The 17,978-nt window shown below is 51.0% G+C and carries 14 protein-coding genes; 4 read left to right on the top strand and 10 right to left on the bottom strand.

Annotated features, from left to right (window positions below):
* Nucleotides 1–25: 25 nt before the first annotated feature.
* The 4 genes from glgA to glgB all read right to left on the bottom strand — a co-directional run bounded on the left by glgA (nucleotide 26) and on the right by glgB (nucleotide 5,749).
* Nucleotides 26–1,453, bottom strand: a complete 1,428-nt coding sequence (glgA, locus tag J2X61_RS19595; protein WP_274468195.1) for a glycogen synthase GlgA — start codon at nucleotides 1,451–1,453, stop codon at nucleotides 26–28.
* Nucleotides 1,454–1,532: 79 nt separating this feature from the next.
* A complete protein-coding gene (gene glgD / locus J2X61_RS19590) occupies nucleotides 1,533–2,642 on the bottom strand; it encodes a glucose-1-phosphate adenylyltransferase subunit GlgD (RefSeq protein ID WP_274468193.1) in 1,110 nt (369 codons plus the stop codon).
* Nucleotides 2,643–2,648: 6 nt separating this feature from the next.
* Nucleotides 2,649–3,797, bottom strand: a complete 1,149-nt coding sequence (locus tag J2X61_RS19585) for a glucose-1-phosphate adenylyltransferase (protein ID WP_274468192.1) — start codon at nucleotides 3,795–3,797, stop codon at nucleotides 2,649–2,651.
* Nucleotides 3,740–5,749, bottom strand: coding sequence for a 1,4-alpha-glucan branching protein GlgB (gene glgB / locus J2X61_RS19580; protein WP_310189934.1), 2,010 nt, complete (start codon nucleotides 5,747–5,749; stop codon nucleotides 3,740–3,742). Before glgB ends, J2X61_RS19585 begins: the two co-directional genes overlap by 58 nt.
* Nucleotides 5,750–5,929: 180 nt before the next feature.
* Here glgB and J2X61_RS19575 point away from each other — a divergent pair, with 180 nt between their 5' ends.
* The 3 genes from J2X61_RS19575 to J2X61_RS19565 are packed head-to-tail and all read left to right on the top strand — an operon-like array spanning nucleotide 5,930 to nucleotide 8,667.
* A complete protein-coding gene (locus J2X61_RS19575; RefSeq protein WP_310189933.1) occupies nucleotides 5,930–7,051 on the top strand; it encodes a peptidylprolyl isomerase in 1,122 nt (373 codons plus the stop codon).
* Nucleotides 7,052–7,106: 55 nt separating this feature from the next.
* On the top strand, nucleotides 7,107–7,973 hold the full coding sequence (locus J2X61_RS19570) for a class I SAM-dependent methyltransferase (RefSeq protein ID WP_274468187.1): 867 nt from the start codon (nucleotides 7,107–7,109) through the stop codon (nucleotides 7,971–7,973).
* A gap of 1 nt (nucleotide 7,974) precedes the next feature.
* Nucleotides 7,975–8,667 (top strand): RluA family pseudouridine synthase, encoded by a 693-nt coding sequence (locus J2X61_RS19565; protein WP_274468186.1) that lies wholly within the window; start codon nucleotides 7,975–7,977, stop codon nucleotides 8,665–8,667.
* Nucleotides 8,668–8,685: 18 nt separating this feature from the next.
* Here the strand turns inward: J2X61_RS19565 and J2X61_RS19560 are convergent, their stop codons facing one another.
* The gene (locus J2X61_RS19560) at nucleotides 8,686–9,090 is read right to left on the bottom strand and encodes a MarR family winged helix-turn-helix transcriptional regulator (protein ID WP_310190127.1); all 405 of its coding nucleotides are present in this window, start codon (nucleotides 9,088–9,090) and stop codon (nucleotides 8,686–8,688) included.
* 266 nt (nucleotides 9,091–9,356) lie between these two features.
* On the opposite strand from J2X61_RS19560, the gene J2X61_RS19555 reads away from it, so the two are divergent.
* Entirely contained in the window at nucleotides 9,357–9,524 is a 168-nt protein-coding gene (locus J2X61_RS19555) for a hypothetical protein (RefSeq protein WP_274468185.1), read from the top strand.
* On the opposite strand, the gene gyrA is transcribed toward J2X61_RS19555, so the two are convergent.
* The 5 genes from gyrA to J2X61_RS19530 all read right to left on the bottom strand — a co-directional run bounded on the left by gyrA (nucleotide 9,515) and on the right by J2X61_RS19530 (nucleotide 16,836).
* Nucleotides 9,515–11,956 (bottom strand): DNA gyrase subunit A, encoded by a 2,442-nt coding sequence (gyrA, locus tag J2X61_RS19550; protein WP_274468183.1) that lies wholly within the window; start codon nucleotides 11,954–11,956, stop codon nucleotides 9,515–9,517. The two genes, J2X61_RS19555 and gyrA, sit on opposite strands and share 10 nt — an antisense overlap.
* Before the next feature lie 24 nt (nucleotides 11,957–11,980).
* A complete protein-coding gene (gene parE, locus J2X61_RS19545) occupies nucleotides 11,981–13,948 on the bottom strand; it encodes a DNA topoisomerase IV subunit B (RefSeq protein ID WP_274468181.1) in 1,968 nt (655 codons plus the stop codon).
* 63 nt (nucleotides 13,949–14,011) lie between these two features.
* On the bottom strand, nucleotides 14,012–15,004 hold the full coding sequence (locus J2X61_RS19540; RefSeq protein WP_274468179.1) for an ABC transporter permease: 993 nt from the start codon (nucleotides 15,002–15,004) through the stop codon (nucleotides 14,012–14,014).
* Nucleotides 15,005–15,018: 14 nt separating this feature from the next.
* A complete protein-coding gene (locus J2X61_RS19535; protein ID WP_274468177.1) occupies nucleotides 15,019–16,005 on the bottom strand; it encodes an ABC transporter ATP-binding protein in 987 nt (328 codons plus the stop codon).
* Between the two features lie 15 nt (nucleotides 16,006–16,020).
* On the bottom strand, nucleotides 16,021–16,836 hold the full coding sequence (locus tag J2X61_RS19530; RefSeq protein WP_274468176.1) for a GDSL-type esterase/lipase family protein: 816 nt from the start codon (nucleotides 16,834–16,836) through the stop codon (nucleotides 16,021–16,023).
* Between the last annotated feature and the right edge of the window lie 1,142 nt (nucleotides 16,837–17,978).

Raw genomic sequence — 17,978 nt, 5'->3', positions numbered from 1 at the left:
AACAGCCGGTGAAAAATGAAGAGAATCAGACCATTTCCCTATACAGCGAGATATACAATTGCGCGGATTTTTTCCAGCTGAAATCGCCCTTTTTCATGTTCTGTGCAATTTTCAACCAAGCATCACGGTCGTTCTTGTAGAAGAAGACCGCACGCCGGATCGTATGCAGCATATCGTGCGCATTGTAATCCCGGAAGGAGAAGCCGGTTCCCTCTCCCGTGAACTCGTTGTAAGGCTGTACGGTATCCTTAAGGCCGCCGGTTTCCCGTACGATCGGCACGGAGCGGTACCGGAGGGCAATGAGCTGGCCGATGCCGCAAGGCTCGAATTGGGAAGGCATCAAGAACAGATCCGAAGCCGCGTAGATCTGATGCGCCAAGGCCTCATCGAACATAATTTGAGCCGATACCTTGTCCGGATTGTTTAGAGCGGCGTCGCGGAACATTTGCTCATATCCGTGCTCGCCCGTCCCTAGCACAACAAGTTGAATGTCCAGCTGAAGTATTTCCTTAAGAACGTGCTGAATGAGGTCTAACCCCTTCTGCTGCACCAATCGCGTGACCAAAGCGATCATGGGCACATCCGGCTTCATCGGCAAGCCGAGCCGCTCCTGCAGCGCCGTCTTGTTCATTTCCTTCTTCGGCAGCGAATCCCGGTAATTGACGGCCAGATGCGGATCGGTCATCGGATCGAAGATATCGTAATCGATCCCGTTGACAATGCCAGTCAGCTGGTCTCTCCGGTGACGCAGCAGGCTGTCCAAATATTCGCCGTAGTACGGCGTTTGGATTTCCTCGGCGTAGGTTTGGCTCACGGTCGTTAACCGGTCCGAATAGAGGAGACCGCCTTTGAGAAAGCTGGCACCGCCATGCAGCTCAAGCGCCGTTCCCGTAAAATGGTCATCCGATAAGCCGAACAGCTCTTTAAACAGATCTTGGCTGAAGACGCCTTGGTATTTCAGATTATGTACGGTCATCACGGTTTTGATCTGGCTAAAAAACGGAAGATGCTTATAGTGAGCCTTCAGCAGCACAGGGATCATCCCCGTCTGCCAATCGTGGCAGTGAATGACATCCGGTTGGAAATCGATCAGCGGCAGCGTCTCGATGACCCCTTTGCAGAAGAAGCCGAAGCGCTCCGCTTCGTCCCCATAGCCGTAAATACCCGGGCGCTTGAAGTAGAATTCGTTATCGACGAAATAAAACGTGACCCCGTCCTGCTGCAGCATCTGAATACCGATATACTGCTTTCTCCAGCCGATATAGATATCATGTGTAACGACAGTCTTCATGGCATCGCGGTATTTCGCGGGGATGTCGCCGTATTTGGGCAAAATAACGCGAACGTCCAACTCCTGTCCTACGAGCTCCTTCGGCAGCGAACCGATCACATCGGCCAATCCGCCTGTTTTAATGAAAGGTACAGCTTCTGAAGCGGCAAACAATACTTTCATCTTTCCACTCCTCGGATAATAGTCGAAAAGCCGCCTATGGAAGGCAGGCTTTTCTCGGCTTTGGTTTCGATTATGAGTATTAAATAACTTTCGTTTTGGCAGCGATAAACGGCGCTTTGTTATCGCCGGTCAGCACCCGTCCGCGGGAGATGAAGACATCCTTATCGAGAATCGCGTTCTCGATGATGACATTCTCCTCAATTTCGCAGTTTTGGAGAATGATACTATTTTTCACATAAGCGCCTTTGCGAATTTTCACACCGCGGAACAAAATGCTGTTCTCCACCTTGCCTTCGATGGTGCAGCCGTTTGCGATCAGCGCATTTTTGGTAGAAGCGGACTCCAAATATTTGGCCGGCGGCTCATCCTTGATTTTGGTGTAAATCAGGTTCTTCTGGAAGAACAATTCCCGCCAGATCGCCGGATTTAGCAGCTGCATGCTATGTTTGTAATAGCCTTGAATGGAGTTCACGATACCGACATGGCCCTCGAACTTATAGCCGTAAACGCTGAGCTTATCGATATTTTTCATAATGCCGTCACGCACGAGATGATCGTAGCCTTGCGCCAAGCATGATTCCACCATATCGAGCAGCAGTGCTTTGCTCATCACGTACATTTCCATGGAAATGTTGTTCGTCCGCAGCCTGCCGGTATGATCTTCCATCAAAGTTACTTGTCCGTTCTCTTTGACCGCCAGACGGCGGAATTTGCCCTGGATATCCTCATCCGTTTGTTTGTAAATGACGGTAATGTCCGCTTGCGTATCCTCGTGATGGCGAACGACGTCGCGCAGATCGAGGTTGCATACCATATGGCTGCGGGAAATAATTACGAGCTCTTCTTTGCCGCGATAGAAATAGTCCCGGTGGCTGTAGAATTGGTACAGATCGCCGCGTGAAACGCCTGTCGGCTCATCCAGTACAGAAGGGAGTACGAACAGCCCGCCCCGCTTGCGATCGAGATCCCATTCTTTGCCGGATCCCAGATGATCCATCAAGGAACGATATTTGTGCTGGGTAAACACGGCGACGTTATCGATGCCGGAATTGACCATGTTCGACAATGTAAAATCAATTAACCGGTAGCGCCCGCCGAACGGCACGGATGCTGGGCAGCGGAAATACGTTAACTCCTCCAGATCATCCGGTTCGTTCACTAAATTAATGACACCCATTACATGCTTCATCTGTGATCATCCCTTCTGTTTGGCAGTCGCGAGTACTCGTTCGTTGCCGCCTATTAGTGTAATTTCCCCGTTTCCATCGACAACGGCGCCGTCTTCCACGACGGTGTTCTCCCCGATAATCGCTTTGTTAATGATCACGTTATTTCCAATTTTGGCATTAGGCATAATGACGGAGTCGCGAATCTGCGTGCCTTCCCCTACTTGAACGCCGAAGAACAGAACCGAATGATCGACATCGCCAAAAATTGCACAGCCTTCGTTCACCAACGAACGCTTGATGTTAGCCGTTGGCGCTACATATTGTGCAGGCTGATACGGATTCTGGGAGTATACGCGCCAATCTTTGTCATTCAGATTAAGCTCATTATTCTCATCCAGCAGATCCATATTCGCTTCCCATAAAGAATCGATCGTACCGACATCCTTCCAGTAGCCTTCGAACGGATATGCGAACATTCTTGCTTCGTTCTGCAGCATCATCGGGATGATATCTTTCCCGAAATCTTTACTGGAATTCGGATTTTCCTCATCGGCGATCAAATACGCTTTGAGCACGCTCCAGTTGAAAATATAAATACCCATCGAAGCCAGATTGCTGTTCGCTTCTTTTGGTTTCTCGGCAAATTCGGTAATTTCCTGATTGTCATTGACGCTCATGATGCCGAAACGGCTCGTTTCTTCCCATTTCACTTCAATGACGGCGATCGACGCATCCGCATTCTTCTCTTTGTGATACGACAGCATCTTGTCGTAATCCATCTTATATATGTGATCACCCGAGATGATCAGTACATACTCCGGGTCATACTGCTCGATGAAGCCGATATTGCGATAAATCGCATTGGCTGTACCTTTATACCAGTCTCCGCCCTTTTGTTCCATGAACGGAGGCAATACGGTGACACCGCCGTTCTTGCGGTCCAAATCCCATGAACTGCCGATGCCTATATACGTGTTGAGCACAAGTGGTTGATATTGGGTCAAGACACCTACAGTATCGATACCCGAATTCGTGCAATTGCTTAGGGTGAAATCAATGATACGGTATTTACCGCCAAAGTGTACGGCTGGCTTCGCCAAATTGTTCGTCAGTACGCCTAATCTTCGTCCTTCTCCACCAGCGAGGAGCATGGCAACACATTCTTTACTGCGCATCTCTGATTTCCCCCTTCAACTTCGTCGTCATTCTCATCTTGGAATTGCTGAACACATTTTATATACACAGCCGCAAGCGGCGGAATACACAACGATAAGCTGTAAGGCAGGCCATGCCACGTATGTTTGACACTCGTAATCGGCAGTTTGTTCCCTTGACCGGATCCTCCGAATTCGACTGCATCGCTATTGAAAACAACTTCATAGATCCCGTTGTGCGGAACGCCGATCTTATAGTCCGGATGGACCACCGGCGTGAAATTGCAGACGAGAATCAAATCGTCCTCAGACGAATCGCCTTTGCGCATGAAGGTTACGACACTCTGGCTCTCGTCATGCGGATTGATCCATTGGAATCCGTCCGGGTGATGATCCTTCTGCCATAAGGCCGGCTGGTCCTTATAGAATTGATTGAGCTTCTTCACGTAATGATGCATCTGCTCATGCTTCTCATAACCCCGGAGCAGGAACCAATCCAGCTCTTCCTGGTCCTTCCATTCGTCGAATTGACCGAATTCACTGCCCATGAACAGCAGCTTCTTCCCAGGGTGCCCCGTCATATATCCATATAATACGCGAAGGTTGGCGAATTTCTGCCAATAATCACCCGGCATCTTATGCAGCAGGGAGCGTTTGCCGTGTACGACCTCATCGTGGGAGAACGGCAGCACATAATTTTCGCTGAACGCGTACATGAAAGAGAACGTAATCAGCTTATGGTGATATTTGCGGTAAACCGGATCCAGCTTCATATAGCGAAGCATATCGTTCATCCAGCCCATGTTCCACTTATAGTTAAACCCTAATCCGCCGTCATGCACGGGAGCCGTCACGAGCGGCCAGTCGGTCGAATCCTCCGCCATCATTAACGCTTCCGGGTAGTACGAGAAGACGACCTGATTCAGCTTTCTCAGGAAAGCGATCGCTTCAGGGTTGTCGTCACCGACCCATTGATTCTTCAGAGGCTTCTCGTTCCATCTTCCGAAATTCAGATGCAGCATGGAAGCGACCGCGTCCACCCGTATTCCGTCGATATGGTACATATCCATCCAGAAGATCGCGTTGGAGATGAGAAAGCTCTGCACCTCCGGCCTGCCGAAATCGAACGTGAGCGTCCCCCACTCCAGCTTCTCCGCTTTGCGGGGATCTTCGTATTCATACAGCGGCTTTCCATCGAACTGCCTGAGCCCGTGGGCATCCTTGCAGAAATGGCCGGGCACCCAGTCCATAATGACCCCGATCCCCTTCTGATGGCAGCGGTCGACGAACTGCATGAACGCTTTAGGCGAACCGTGCCGGCTCGTCACCGAATAATACCCGGTTGCCTGGTAGCCCCAAGAGCGGTCGAACGGGTGCTCGGCGAGCGGCATGACTTCAATATGTGTATAACCCATTTCAACTGCGTAGTCGACAAGCTCCTCCGTCAGCTGCTCATAAGTATATAATTCTTCGCTTTTCTTATCTTTTTTACGCCAAGTACCGAGATGCACCTCATAAATGGACAGAGGCTTATCATAAGACGGATTCAGCTTTTTCTGCTGCTGCCATGCTTGATCCTGCCATTCATAGCCATGGAGATCGGCGACTCGCGAGGCCGTGCCTGGACGAACTTCGGAATAGAAGGCGTAGGGGTCGGCTTTCAACAAAATTTGGCCGGTTTCGCTATGAATCTCGAACTTGTAATAGTCCCCTTCGCTTGCCTCAGGAACAAAAAGCATCCATACGCCAAGCGTGCTGAATTTCTCCATGCGATGCTTACCCGATTGCCATTGATTGAAATCACCGAGCAAATATACCTGTTTGGCATGAGGTGCCCATACAGCGAATCGAACGCCCTCCTGGCCCTTAGCTTTGCTAACATGCGCCCCCATAATCCGATAACTGTGATACAGGGATCCTTCATGAAGCAGAAACAAATCTTCTGAGCTGGGTGTACCAACATTAACCCCCATGTAATCCCTCCCATATTCAACCTAAACAATCAATATATGGATGTAATAAATAATTACATACACCTTTAATACCACATACAAGGCGATAATTCCTTCAACCCCTCATATTAAAAAAAGGAAAATAGTTCGCGCGGGGTGAATTATTAATGTGACTAATAACTGAAAGGTGGAACCCAGGTTATGAAAGACAAGGTAAAAGGACTTATCGTTGGTTTAACGATCGGTTCGTTAATTAGCGGCACGGCCGCTTTTGCGGCTGGCACTCAAATTGAAGTCGCCTTCCGCAGTCTCAAATATATGTTCGATGGTGTCGAGAAGACGCCTGATGGCGGCAAAGGCTTTATTTATGAAGGATCGACATATGTGCCTCTTCGCTTCGTCAGTGAAGCCCTTGGCAAGAAGGTCGAATGGGATGAGGCGAATGAGACGATCTGGATCGGCAGCAATCCGAATGCCATTGTGGCTTCGTACCATGGCGGTACGGTAACCCGCGGCGATTTCGATACGTTCTTCGCGATTCAAGGTTTATTCAACCAATACCATAACGCTTCGAAAGACGATCAGGCGTATCAAAAAAACGTTCTTACCCAATTGATCGGGAACCGAATCTTGTATGACAGATCCTCGGAAACAGAACGCCTTGCAGCCAAAACCGGGGCCGAACAACAAATCAACAAGTGGAAGCAAGATTCCGGCGAACAGCAGTTCCAAGACATACTCAAGAGAGCGAATGTGACGGAATCGCAGCTTCAATATGCTTGGGTCGGACAAGTCATCGCGCAGCATGCAATCAGGTCCACCATTACGGATGCCCAGCTGAAGGCGCAGTACGATGCCAACCTGCAGGCGAACAAGGACGCTTATACGATTGCCTCCGTACGCCACATCCTTATCGGTCTGACCAGCAGCGACGGCACCGTGAAACGGACCAAAGAAGAAGCCCTCAAGCTGGCGAAAGATGTGCAGCAGCGCTTGAAGAACGGCGAAGACTTTGCGAAGCTGGCTCAACAACTGACGGACGATCCAGGTTCCAAGGAGACCGGCGGACTGTATGCGGATGCCGAGGTTGGCCTCTGGGTGCCCGAATTTAAGAAAGCTGCCGTCGAGCAAGCGATTGGAACCGTCGGCGACCCTGTCGAGACGCAATATGGCTACCATGTCATCAAAGTTGAATCGAGATCCGTTAAATCGCTGGATTCCGTGAAGGAATCGTTGAAAGATTCGCTGGAACCGGTCCAGATGCAGCAATTTACCGAAAAAGAACTGCCCGCTTTGATTGAAAAGATCGATTTAAGTCAATAAATGGTGTACAATGGATGTTTGTTAAAGTAAACAAGTTGAAGGATGGAATGAAGCAATGTTTTATGCAAAAGACTGGGTAGATTACGAGCTTCTCGATACCGGCAGCGGCGAAAAGCTGGAACGTTGGGGGACGATCGTCCTGAGAAGACCGGACCCGCAAATCATTTGGCCGTTGGAGAAAGAAACGCAAGCCTGGCGTCAGGCGGATGCTCATTATCACCGCAGCTCCAGCGGCGGCGGGCAATGGCAGCACCATACGGAAATTCCTGAGCGTTGGACGATCACTTATGACCAGAAGCTTACTTTCTATATTAAGCCTACAGGCTTCAAGCATACGGGCTTATTTCCGGAGCAAGCCGTGAACTGGAAATGGATGATTGAGAAGATCCAAGGCGCCAAAAGGCCGATTAAAGTGTTGAACCTGTTCGCTTATACCGGCGGTGCGTCGCTAGCGTGCGCATATGCAGGTGCCGAGGTTTGTCACGTCGATGCGTCCAAAGGCGTCGTCCAATGGGCCAAAGAGAACTTGCACTTAAGCGGCATGGGCAGCCGTCCCGTTCGCTTCATTACGGATGACGTGTTCAAATTCGTACAGCGCGAGCAGCGCCGCGGCAGCAAATACGATGCCATCATCATGGATCCTCCATCGTACGGACGCGGGCCGAATGGCGAAACCTGGAAATTGGAGGAAGATCTCTTTCCTTTCATCCAGACATGCCAAACGATTCTGACCGACAATCCGCTCTTCCTGTTGATCAATTCGTATACAACCGGCATCTCGGCAACCGTGCTGCACAACATCTTGTCCATGGCGATGAAAAGCAAGCACGGCGGCACAATCTCCAGCGGAGAAATCGGATTGCCGATCACCCACTCCGGATTAATGCTCCCTTGCGGCATATTGGGACGCTGGGAGGCTTAACGTGGCCGACACGCAAATACCTATTCTGTTCGAAGACAACCACATTCTCGTCGTGGAGAAGCCCGTGAACATGCCGACGCAGGAAGACGATTCACGCGATCCCGACCTGCTGAACGCGCTGAAGGCGGACATCAAGCTTCGGCACAACAAGCCCGGTAATGTATACCTCGGACTTGTTCACCGGCTTGACCGTCCCGTCGGCGGCGTCATGGTCTTCGCCAAGACGTCCAAGGCCGCTTCGCGGCTTTCGGACGCCGTAAGAACGAGGCAGCTCGATAAGACGTACGTCGCAATTGTGCATGGCAAACCGCCACAGCCGTCCGCTACGCTGCGTCACTGGCTCTGGAAGGATACGAAGACGAACACCGTCTCCGTCGTCAAACCGGGCCAGCACGAAGCCAAGGAAGCTGTGCTGGATTATAAGCTGCTCGGCAGCCGTGACGGCTTCAGCTTGGTACAGATCAAGCTGCATACCGGGCGGCCGCATCAGATCCGCGTGCAGATGGCCGCGATCGGCTGCACGCTGTATGGCGACCAGCGCTATGGCAGCGCGGTCAATAAGCCGGGCCAGCAGCTTGCGCTCTGGGCGGCGGCGCTCTCCTTCGAGCATCCGACGCTTAAGGAGCGGATGCATTTCCGCTCGCTGCCTCCGGTGCAGCGGCCGTGGAGCGAATTTACAATTCCGGAATTGTAAGTTCCTTGCCGCAAGACATCAATTCGCAACCTTTCCTAGCAAATAAATGAGCAGTTTCTGATTATGGGCGGACACGCGGCTCAGGTACGTATCGAGGAGTTGTTCCCGGATTAACGTACCGCGCTCGCATTCCGCCCTTCCTTTGTCTGTTACATGAACCCAGACGATCCGGCGGTCTTTCTCATCTCGCACTCTCACGATTAATTCGCTTTTCTCCATACGATCTAATAGAGTTGTAACCGCCGCAGGTGTTGTAGTTAAATATTCGATTAGATCTGAAGGCTTCATACGCTCATTCGTCATAAGCAATTCTAATACATTAAGTTGCCCTTCTGTAATCGTAGGTGCTAATCCTACTTCCATCTGGCTCTTCAATTCCTTAGACAATTTCAGCCACAGCTTTCCAAACTCATCAGAATACAACCTCACATCAACTCGCTTCCAACATCTACTATAAGCCAAGTATAGCACGCATTACCGCTCGTTAAAAGGTTAATGCCATTAATACTTTCCTACAAAAGCTGCGCTTGAATAGGACATGCTGTGGCAGTTTGTCGACGCTCCGCTAACTTTGTCTGTTCCTGTGAGAGGCGGCTTGCCGCTCGACTTTTTTTAACACAACGCCCACTCCCGACATATACTGTGAAGCGGATATTTATCGTGAACTGCCTATGAAGGAGTGGTGTCAAGTGGACGCTTGGAAAATGGAGCTCGGCAAAAAAGCACTGGAAGCCGGCATATTGAACGACCCACAGTGGCTGGATCGGTTGGATGAACCGATGCCCCTGTGGGTCGTATTGGAGTTAGCTTTTAAATTGATGGAAAAGCTGGACCCTCCGTCAATCTCCTATGATTGAGGGAAGCGCAGCACATCGACGATCGACTCCGTCTTGGTCACCGGGATCAGCTGCTTGCCTTGAGCCTTGCGGTCTTCCAAAGGTGCAGTCTCCGTAGAGAAGCGAAGCTTCTCGCCATTGCTCATAATCGCGGTGATCAAATAATCCATCTTCACGATGAACGTGCGGATGAGCGCCGAGCCGTTAGGCCTTACGCGCTTGCCTTCCTTGAATTCGAAGGTAAGAATGCCTTTCCCTCCGCGCCCTTGAATCGGATAATCGACGACAAGCGACCGTTTCGCATACCCGAGATCCGAAATGACGAGCACTTCGCCCTCATCGCCATAAATCCACTCGGCGGCAACGACCTCGTCGTCCTCCTTGAGCTGGATGCCGCGCACGCCACCGGCCGCACGGCCCATCGGGTTCACTTCCTCCTCGCGGAAGCGGATGCTCATGCCCTGCTTCGTGACGAGCAGAATTTCCTTCGTGTTGTCGCTGAGCTGCACCTGCAGCACATCATCCTGCTCGCCGAGCTTGCACGCGACGATTCCGTTGGAACGGTTCGTCATGTACTCTTTGAGCTCCGTCCGTTTCACTTGGCCTCTGCGTGTCACGAACACGAGCGATTTCGCCGGATCGTCGAAGCCTTTCACCGGAATGACGCTGACGATGCGGTCTTCCTTGGCGATCGGGATGACATTAACGATGGCGGTGCCGTTTTCTTTCCACTTGTACTCGGGCACCTGATGGACAGGCAGCAGGTAATACAGCCCTTTCTTTGTGAAGATCAGCAGATTCTCTATGGTATTCACGTCAAGGAGATAGCGGAGGTAATCCCCATCCTTAAGTCCCGTATTCTCCAACTCGCCGCCGGAACGAGTAAAGGACAGCTTGCTGGTGCGCTTCAGATAACCCTCATTCGAGAGCGTAACGAATACATCTTCCGGATTAACAAGCACTTCCAGGTTCACCTTGAGCTCTTCAACTTCCCCTTGGATCTCGGAACGGCGGTCGATTCCGTACTTTTTACGGATTTCGCCCATCTCATCCTTGATCACGCCGAGCAGCTTCTTCAAGCTGCCAAGAATGCCGCGCAAATAAGCAATCGTTTTCTCAACGTCTTTCAATTCTTTCTCAAGCGTCGTAATTTCCAAATTCGTTAACCGGTATAATTGCAAAACAAGGATGGCATCGGCTTGGCGCTCGGAGAAGCCGAATTTCTCGACCAGATTATTTTGAGCATCCTGGCGGTTTTTGGACGCTTTGATCGTCGCGATAACCTCGTCCAATATATTAAGTGCTTTCACGAGTCCTTCCAGCACATGAGCGCGGTCTTCCGCTTTCTCCAGCTCATATTGGGAACGGAAGGTAACGACTTCCTTCTGATGCTCGATGTAAGCTTCCAGGATTTCGCGAATCCCCAATTGGCGCGGCGCCTTATTCACAATCGCAACCATATTGAAGTTATACGTGACTTGCAAGTCCGTTTTCTTCAGCAGATAGGCCAGAATCCCCTGCGCATCCGCTTCTTTCTTCAGCTCAATCACGATCCGCAAGCCGTTGCGGCCGCTCTCATCGCGCACTTCCGCGATGCCCTCGACCTTTTTCTCCAGACGAATATTTTCCATCGACGTAACAAGACGCGATTTCACGACTTGGTACGGGATTTCCGTAATCACGATTTGCTGTTTGCCCCCGCGCAGATCCTCAATCGCCGTTTTGGAGCGGATGTAGATCCTGCCTTTGCCGGTGCGATACGCGTCCCGGATGCCTTCTTCCCCCATAATAATACCGGAGGTCGGGAAATCCGGCCCTTTGACGATGGTCATTAACTCGTCGACCGTAATCTCGGGCTTGTCGATCATCGCCGTACAAGCGTCGATAATCTCACGCAAATTATGCGGTGGAATTTCCGTTGCGAAGCCTGCCGAAATGCCGCTCACACCGTTTACGAGCAAATTGGGATAACGCGCCGGAAGCACGACAGGCTCCTTCGTGGAATTGTCGAAGTTGTCCTTGAACAACACCGTACGTTTCTCAATGTCGCGAAGCAGTTCCATCGCAATCTCGGACAGCCTTGCTTCCGTATAACGCATCGCTGCCGGCGGATCGTCGTCGAGCGATCCCCAGTTACCGTGGCCGTCCACGAGCGTATGCCCCATTTTCCACGGCTGCGCCATCCGCACCATGCCGTCATAGATCGACGCATCGCCGTGCGGATGATAATTACCCATGACATCCCCAACCGTTTTGGCGGATTTGCGATACGGTTTATCCGGCGTGTTGCCGGAGTCGTACATTGCATACAGAACACGCCGCTGAACGGGTTTCAAGCCGTCTCTTACGTCAGGAATCGCGCGGTCCTGAATAATATATTTGGAATACCGCCCGAAGCGATCGCCAACGATCTCCTCCAGATAGGCGGGTAAAAACTCTTCTAAAATGCCCAACGTTCAGTCACCACTCTTTTTGGTCTACTCTACATATTCGGTAAAATCAACGTTCTCGATAATCCAGCGCTTGCGCGGATCTACCTTGTCACCCATTAATGTCGTCACGCGGCGCTCCGCTTTCGCAGCATCCTCGATCTGCACTTGCAGCAAAGTACGGCTCTCCGGATTCATCGTCGTTTCCCACAGCTGCTCCGGATTCATCTCGCCAAGTCCTTTATAACGCTGCAATTCGCTGTTCTTGCCCATTTCTTTGACAACCGCTTGCAGCTGCTCGTCCGTCCAAGCATATTTGTACCCGCCGTTTTTGCCTTTGCGCGTCACTTTATAGAGCGGAGGCTGAGCGATATACACCTTGCCTGCATCCAGCATCGGCTTCATATACCGGTAGAAGAACGTAAGCAAGAGCACTTGAATGTGCGCGCCATCGGTATCGGCGTCCGTCATAATAATAATTTTGCCGTAATTCATCTCATCTAACTCAAAATCGGAACCGACGCCAGCGCCGATCGCGGCGATAATCGCTTTATACTCGTCATTTTTCATGATGTCGAGCAGCTTCGCTTTCTCGGGATTCATCGGCTTGCCTTTCAGCGGCAGGATGGCCTGATGCTTGGAGTCGCGGCCCTGCTTCGCCGATCCGCCGGCGGAATCGCCCTCAACGACGAACAATTCATTGCGTTGGAGATCCTTGGATTGTGCGGGAGTCAGCTTCCCGCCCAGGTTCGAGCTTTCGCTCTTGCCCTTCTTCCCGCTGCGAATCTCTTCTCTCGCTTTGCGTGCCGCTTCACGTGCTTTGGAGGCTTGCACAGCCTTCTTCAGCATCATTTGCGCGATTTGCGGATTCTCTTCCAGGAATACCGTCATTTTATCGGAAACGACCGCATCGACCGCACTTCTGGCAATAGCGCTTCCAAGCTGGTCCTTCGTTTGACCGACGAATTCGACCTCGCCCATTTTAATATTGATGACAGCCATCATCCCTTCCCGCAGGTCGGTGCCGTCCAGATTTTTTTCTTTTTCCTTGAGAATTCCCGCTTTGCGGGCATATTCATTCATGACGCGCGTGTACGCCGTCTTGAAACCTGTCTCATGCGTACCGCCGCCGCGAGTCGGGATGGCGTTCACGAAGGAAGCAATCGTTTCGGTGTAGCCGTCATTATACTGCAGGGCGACTTCGACCTCAATCTCATCCTTTTCTGCGGCAAAATGAATGACCGGGTGAAGCACCGTCTTCTCTTCATTCAGGAACTCAACGAATTGGCTGGCGCCGCCTTCATACTGAAAAGACTCCTGTTTGTCCGTACGCTCATCCTTGATATTCACAAGCAGCCCCGAGTTCAGGAAAGCAATTTCCTGCAGCCGCTCGGCCAGCGTATCATAGGAGATCGTTGTCCCGCCTTGGAACACCCTTTTGTCAGGCTTGAACGTAACCTTCGTTCCCGTCCGATTCGTATTGCCAATCACTTCGAGCGGGGTTACAGGCTCCCCGACGTGCTCGACGCCCGCATCGTCCACCCAATATTCGAAGCGCATCCGGTGAATTTTGCCGTCCCGGTAAATTTCAACCTCCAGCCACTCGGAAAGCGCGTTCGTAACCGATGCGCCTACGCCGTGAAGACCTCCGGATTTCTTATAGCCCGACCCGCCGAACTTCCCGCCGGCATGGAGAATGGTGTACACGACTTGCGGCGTAGGCACTCCCGTCTTATGCATGCCGGTCGGAATCCCACGGCCGTTATCCTGAACGGTAATCGATTGGTCCTTATGTATCGTTACGGTTATTTTGGAACAAAACTTCGCCAAATGCTCATCTACCGCATTATCGACGATTTCCCAAACCAAGTGATGCAAACCGGATGAGCTGGTGCTGCCGATGTACATGCCCGGTCTTTTGCGCACAGCGACGAGCCCTTCCAGTACTTGAATATCATCTGCTTCATAATTGGATGTTGGGGCTTTTCCATTCGCTAATTCTAGCTGCTCAGTCATTGAAGCCCTCCTTTGTCTAGTATAGGGTACATCATCAGGAGATCCGCCTCTCCATGTTATCTTTTAATTCAATATATCTTTGCGCGTGAAAACTGTAAAGGACACGATGAGCGAAGCTGCAGCCCAAACGCTCAAAACGCTTAGCGAGAATCCTAAGTCCATCCCCTTGATCGGCGGAAGCCCTCCCGTTAAATACTTGGTTAAATCCAGGTTGACCATAAATAAATATTTGGCGGTTTCCCAAGACGACACCATATTCGAGAGAATCGTACCAGATATCAATACGGCGAGCATTACCCCCATACCTGCTGCTGTGGAACGAATGAGCACCGAGATCATAAGCGACATGAAAGAGACAACCAGCGCAGAGAACCATACCAGTCCGAACTCCATAAGGAGAAAGAACCATTGATCGACGGCTCTGACCAAGGAGAAGTCCACTTCCGTACCATTCACTTGGATCCCGGTAAATATGGGCATCGTCCATCCGTTATAGCCGAACACAAGGCCTGAAATCAAGTAACACATGACCCCTGTGGACAATACGGTGAGCGAAGTAAAGAAAATAACGGTAATTAATTTGCTCAATAGGATTTTCCATCGCTGAACCGGTCTTGTCAACAATAATTTAATAGTCCCCGTAGAATGCTCGGATGATACGATGTCTGCAGAAATCACCATAATGATCAACGGGATGAATAAAGAGACGGCATTTTTCACAAACTCGCGCGTAAACGTAACGGCATTCGGGGAGCTCGGATCGACATCCTGCTCCAAATAATAATTCGCAATTTGAATTTGCACCCTGAGCTGCTGCTTGAACTCGTCCGGGGTGCGCACGGAGCTTAGGCGCTTTTCCCAGTCGATCACTCTCTGACGCTGCTCAGCCTTCCAATCCGTTGTGCCGAATTGCTTCTGAGCGTTTTGTGCGACTCGCATTTGAGCATACGTAAACATAGGAATAAGGGCAAGCAGGATAAGAATAATGACATAGAACCGCTTTTTCTTGATCATTTTGATGCATTCGTTTTTGACAAGCTCATACAAAGTACGCACTTCTCTCACCCTCCCTAATGTATCGTTTCCCCTTCGGTCAGGCTCAAGAACAAATCTTCCAGTGTCGGGTTCTTGATTTCTACGGCAAAGAGGCTAATTCCTGCTTCCATCAATTCGCGGCTTAATTGCGGGACATGCTCTTTATCCATCTGAGTGACGATTTGTTTCACCGAAGACTGGGTGAGATGGTGCTCGTCTTGAGCAATCTCCTCGATGGCATGCACAAGCGGCGACGCATCTAGAAGCCCCTCGGCCTTATCGGCCGGAGACACGGACCACACCACTTTGCCCCCCTGCGCAATCAAATCATCTACGGCTCCTACTTGAATCACTTGCCCGTGACTAATGATCGCGACCCTGTCGCACATTTGTTGAATTTCACTCAATAAGTGGGACGAAACGAACAAACTTAATCCGCCTTCGGCTAACCGTTGGATGAATTCTCTCATTTCCTTAATGCCTTGCGGATCAAGGCCGTTGGTCGGCTCGTCCAAAATAAGCAGGCTCGGCCGTCCCAGCAATGCTTGAGCGATGCCAAGCCGCTGTCTCATCCCGAGCGAATAGGTCCGCACTTTATCGTGAATCCGAGCGTCCATCGAGACAATGTCGACGACCTCCTGGATTCTCTCCTCACCGACATCCGGCAGCATCCGGGCGAAATGCTCAAGATTTTCCCAACCTGTCAAGTACGAGTACAGCTCCGGGTTCTCAACGATACAGCCGATGTGGCGCATAGCTTGATTGTGCTGCTTGCGGACATCGTAGCCGCAGATTTCGATGCTGCCCTCCGTCGGACGGATCAGATCGACAAGCATCCGGATGGTTGTCGTTTTGCCGGAACCGTTCGGTCCGAGAAAGCCGAAGATTTCACCTGCATACACGTCGAAGGAAATGCCTTTGATAATCTCTTTATTTTTAATTCGTTTTTTTAAGTTTTTAACGGACAACACGGTTGTAGGAACGGTTGTTGCTGTTGCTGATGTTGTTGCTGATGCTGCCATTTTTGCCTGCCCCCATTACTTCAGAATTTGTAAAATTCGATCCGCAATCCGCTCATAGCCATCCGCATTGGGATGAAAATGATCGCTAGACGACAAATATTTCATCAAATTTTGTTCGAACAAATCGTAGGTCGGGACAATGATCATCTGCGGGTAGCGATTGATCAGTTCGAAGACACCGTTATTCCAGCGCTGAACGATCAAAGAGCCCTCCCTCTTGGCGTCGAGATCCAGGAACGGGTGATACAGCCCGACATAAAGCACGGTTGCTTTCGGATTCGCCTGATTGATGGCTTGCAAAATCTTGTCCATTTTCTCAAGTGCTGGCGTGACGCGGCTAACCGCGGCTTCGGGGTTAAACTCGGTTTGATTGTCCCCTGTGAACAACCCTTCTCCGCCTGCGAATATGTCATTGCCGCCAATCGTCAGCAAAACAATATCGGCCTGAGCCAGCGCATCCTGCGTCTTCTTCAGAGCAAGATCAGCTAACAATTGATCGCTCTTATAGCCCGGAATCGCCAGGTTATTCAGCACAAAGACCGGCTTGCCGGTTTCTTGCTCGAGCTTCTCGCGGACGCGTCCGACGTAGCCTTTGCCCGTGTTGTCGCCTGTACCGGCGGTCAACGAATCGCCGAGCGCAACAATTTGCAGCTTGGCCTTGCTTTCAATCATCGTTTCCTTCTTCGGCGCCTCTGTGTTCAGCTGAAGCGTACCCGATGCTTTCGGAAACCATATCTGATTCGCCGCGTAGCCGAATCCTACCGCGAATGCAATCGTCGTAATGGAGGCTGTCAAGCCAATTGTTCCCCATATGAAGCGAGATGATCTCAAGTCTGTCCCCTCCTGCGAATAAATGGCATAATTCATTCTAAGAGTATAGCTTCCGGCATAAATTTGCAAACGCTGCAATGGGGGGAAGCATCACGATGCGACCGTGCGTTCGCATTTTGTAGTATAGCATATAAATGCCGTTAGAAGAAGTGAACTGCCCTGGTATAGCCAAGTTTGTCTCGTTGCAACCTCTTACTGGCGATAGGCCGTCTGAATGAGTGACGATTGGCTGATTTGGTGGATGGACGAGGAACATAGGTAGAATTAGTGGTGGATCGAGGAAACGCAGATATAACTAGCGGGGATTGTGAAAAGCAACCAGAAGTAGTGGAAGGAACGAGAAAATGCAGACAGGTCTAATGGTGGATCGAGTGTCGATAGGCTGAATTGGTGGGCGTACATGGAAACGCTGGCAGAATTGGTGGTGGATCGAGTGTCGATAGGCTGAATTGGTGGGCGTACGTGGAAACGCTGGCAGAACTAGTGGTGGATCGAGTGTCGATAGGCTGAATTGGTGGATGAACGAGGAAATGCTGGCAGAACTAATGGTGGATCGATTGGCGATAGGCAGAATTGGTGGATGAAAGAGGGAATATAAGCAGAAAGCTACCTGTTAACGGCTGCATTACACGGCTAACGGACACCAGCGCCGTTATTTCCCTGTCTGTCAGCGCGCTGCGCGGCTAACGGACACAGGAGCTCCTGTTCGCCCATTTTGGGGACGAAATTCAATCAAAATGGACAAATAACGGCGCCGCTGTCCGTTAGAGTTCCTAATCGGCGATATTTCGCCGAATAAGCGCAGCTGTGTCCGTTAGTCGGGCGCGGACTCGATGAAGGCTGCGCTGGCGGACACTGCAACGCCGCGGCATCCACGGCTAACGGACACCAGCGCCGTTATTTCCCTGTCTGTCAGCGAGCTGCGCGGCTAACGTACACAGGAGCTCCTATTCGCCCATTTTGGGGGCGATATGCGATCAAAATGGACAAATAACGGCGCCGCTGTCCGTTAGAGTTCCTGATCGGCGATATTTCGCCGAATAAGCCCAGCTGTGTCCGTTAGTCGGGCGCGGACTCGATGAAGGCTGCGCTGGCGGACACTGCAACGCCGCGGCATCCACGGCTAACGGACACCAGCGCCG

This window comes from Bacillus sp. 3255 (assembly GCF_031456485.1).
GTDB lineage: Bacteria > Bacillota > Bacilli > Paenibacillales > NBRC-103111 > Paenibacillus_E.
Note: the sequence above shows the minus strand (reverse complement) of the source record. Positions and strands in the feature narration are given on the sequence as shown.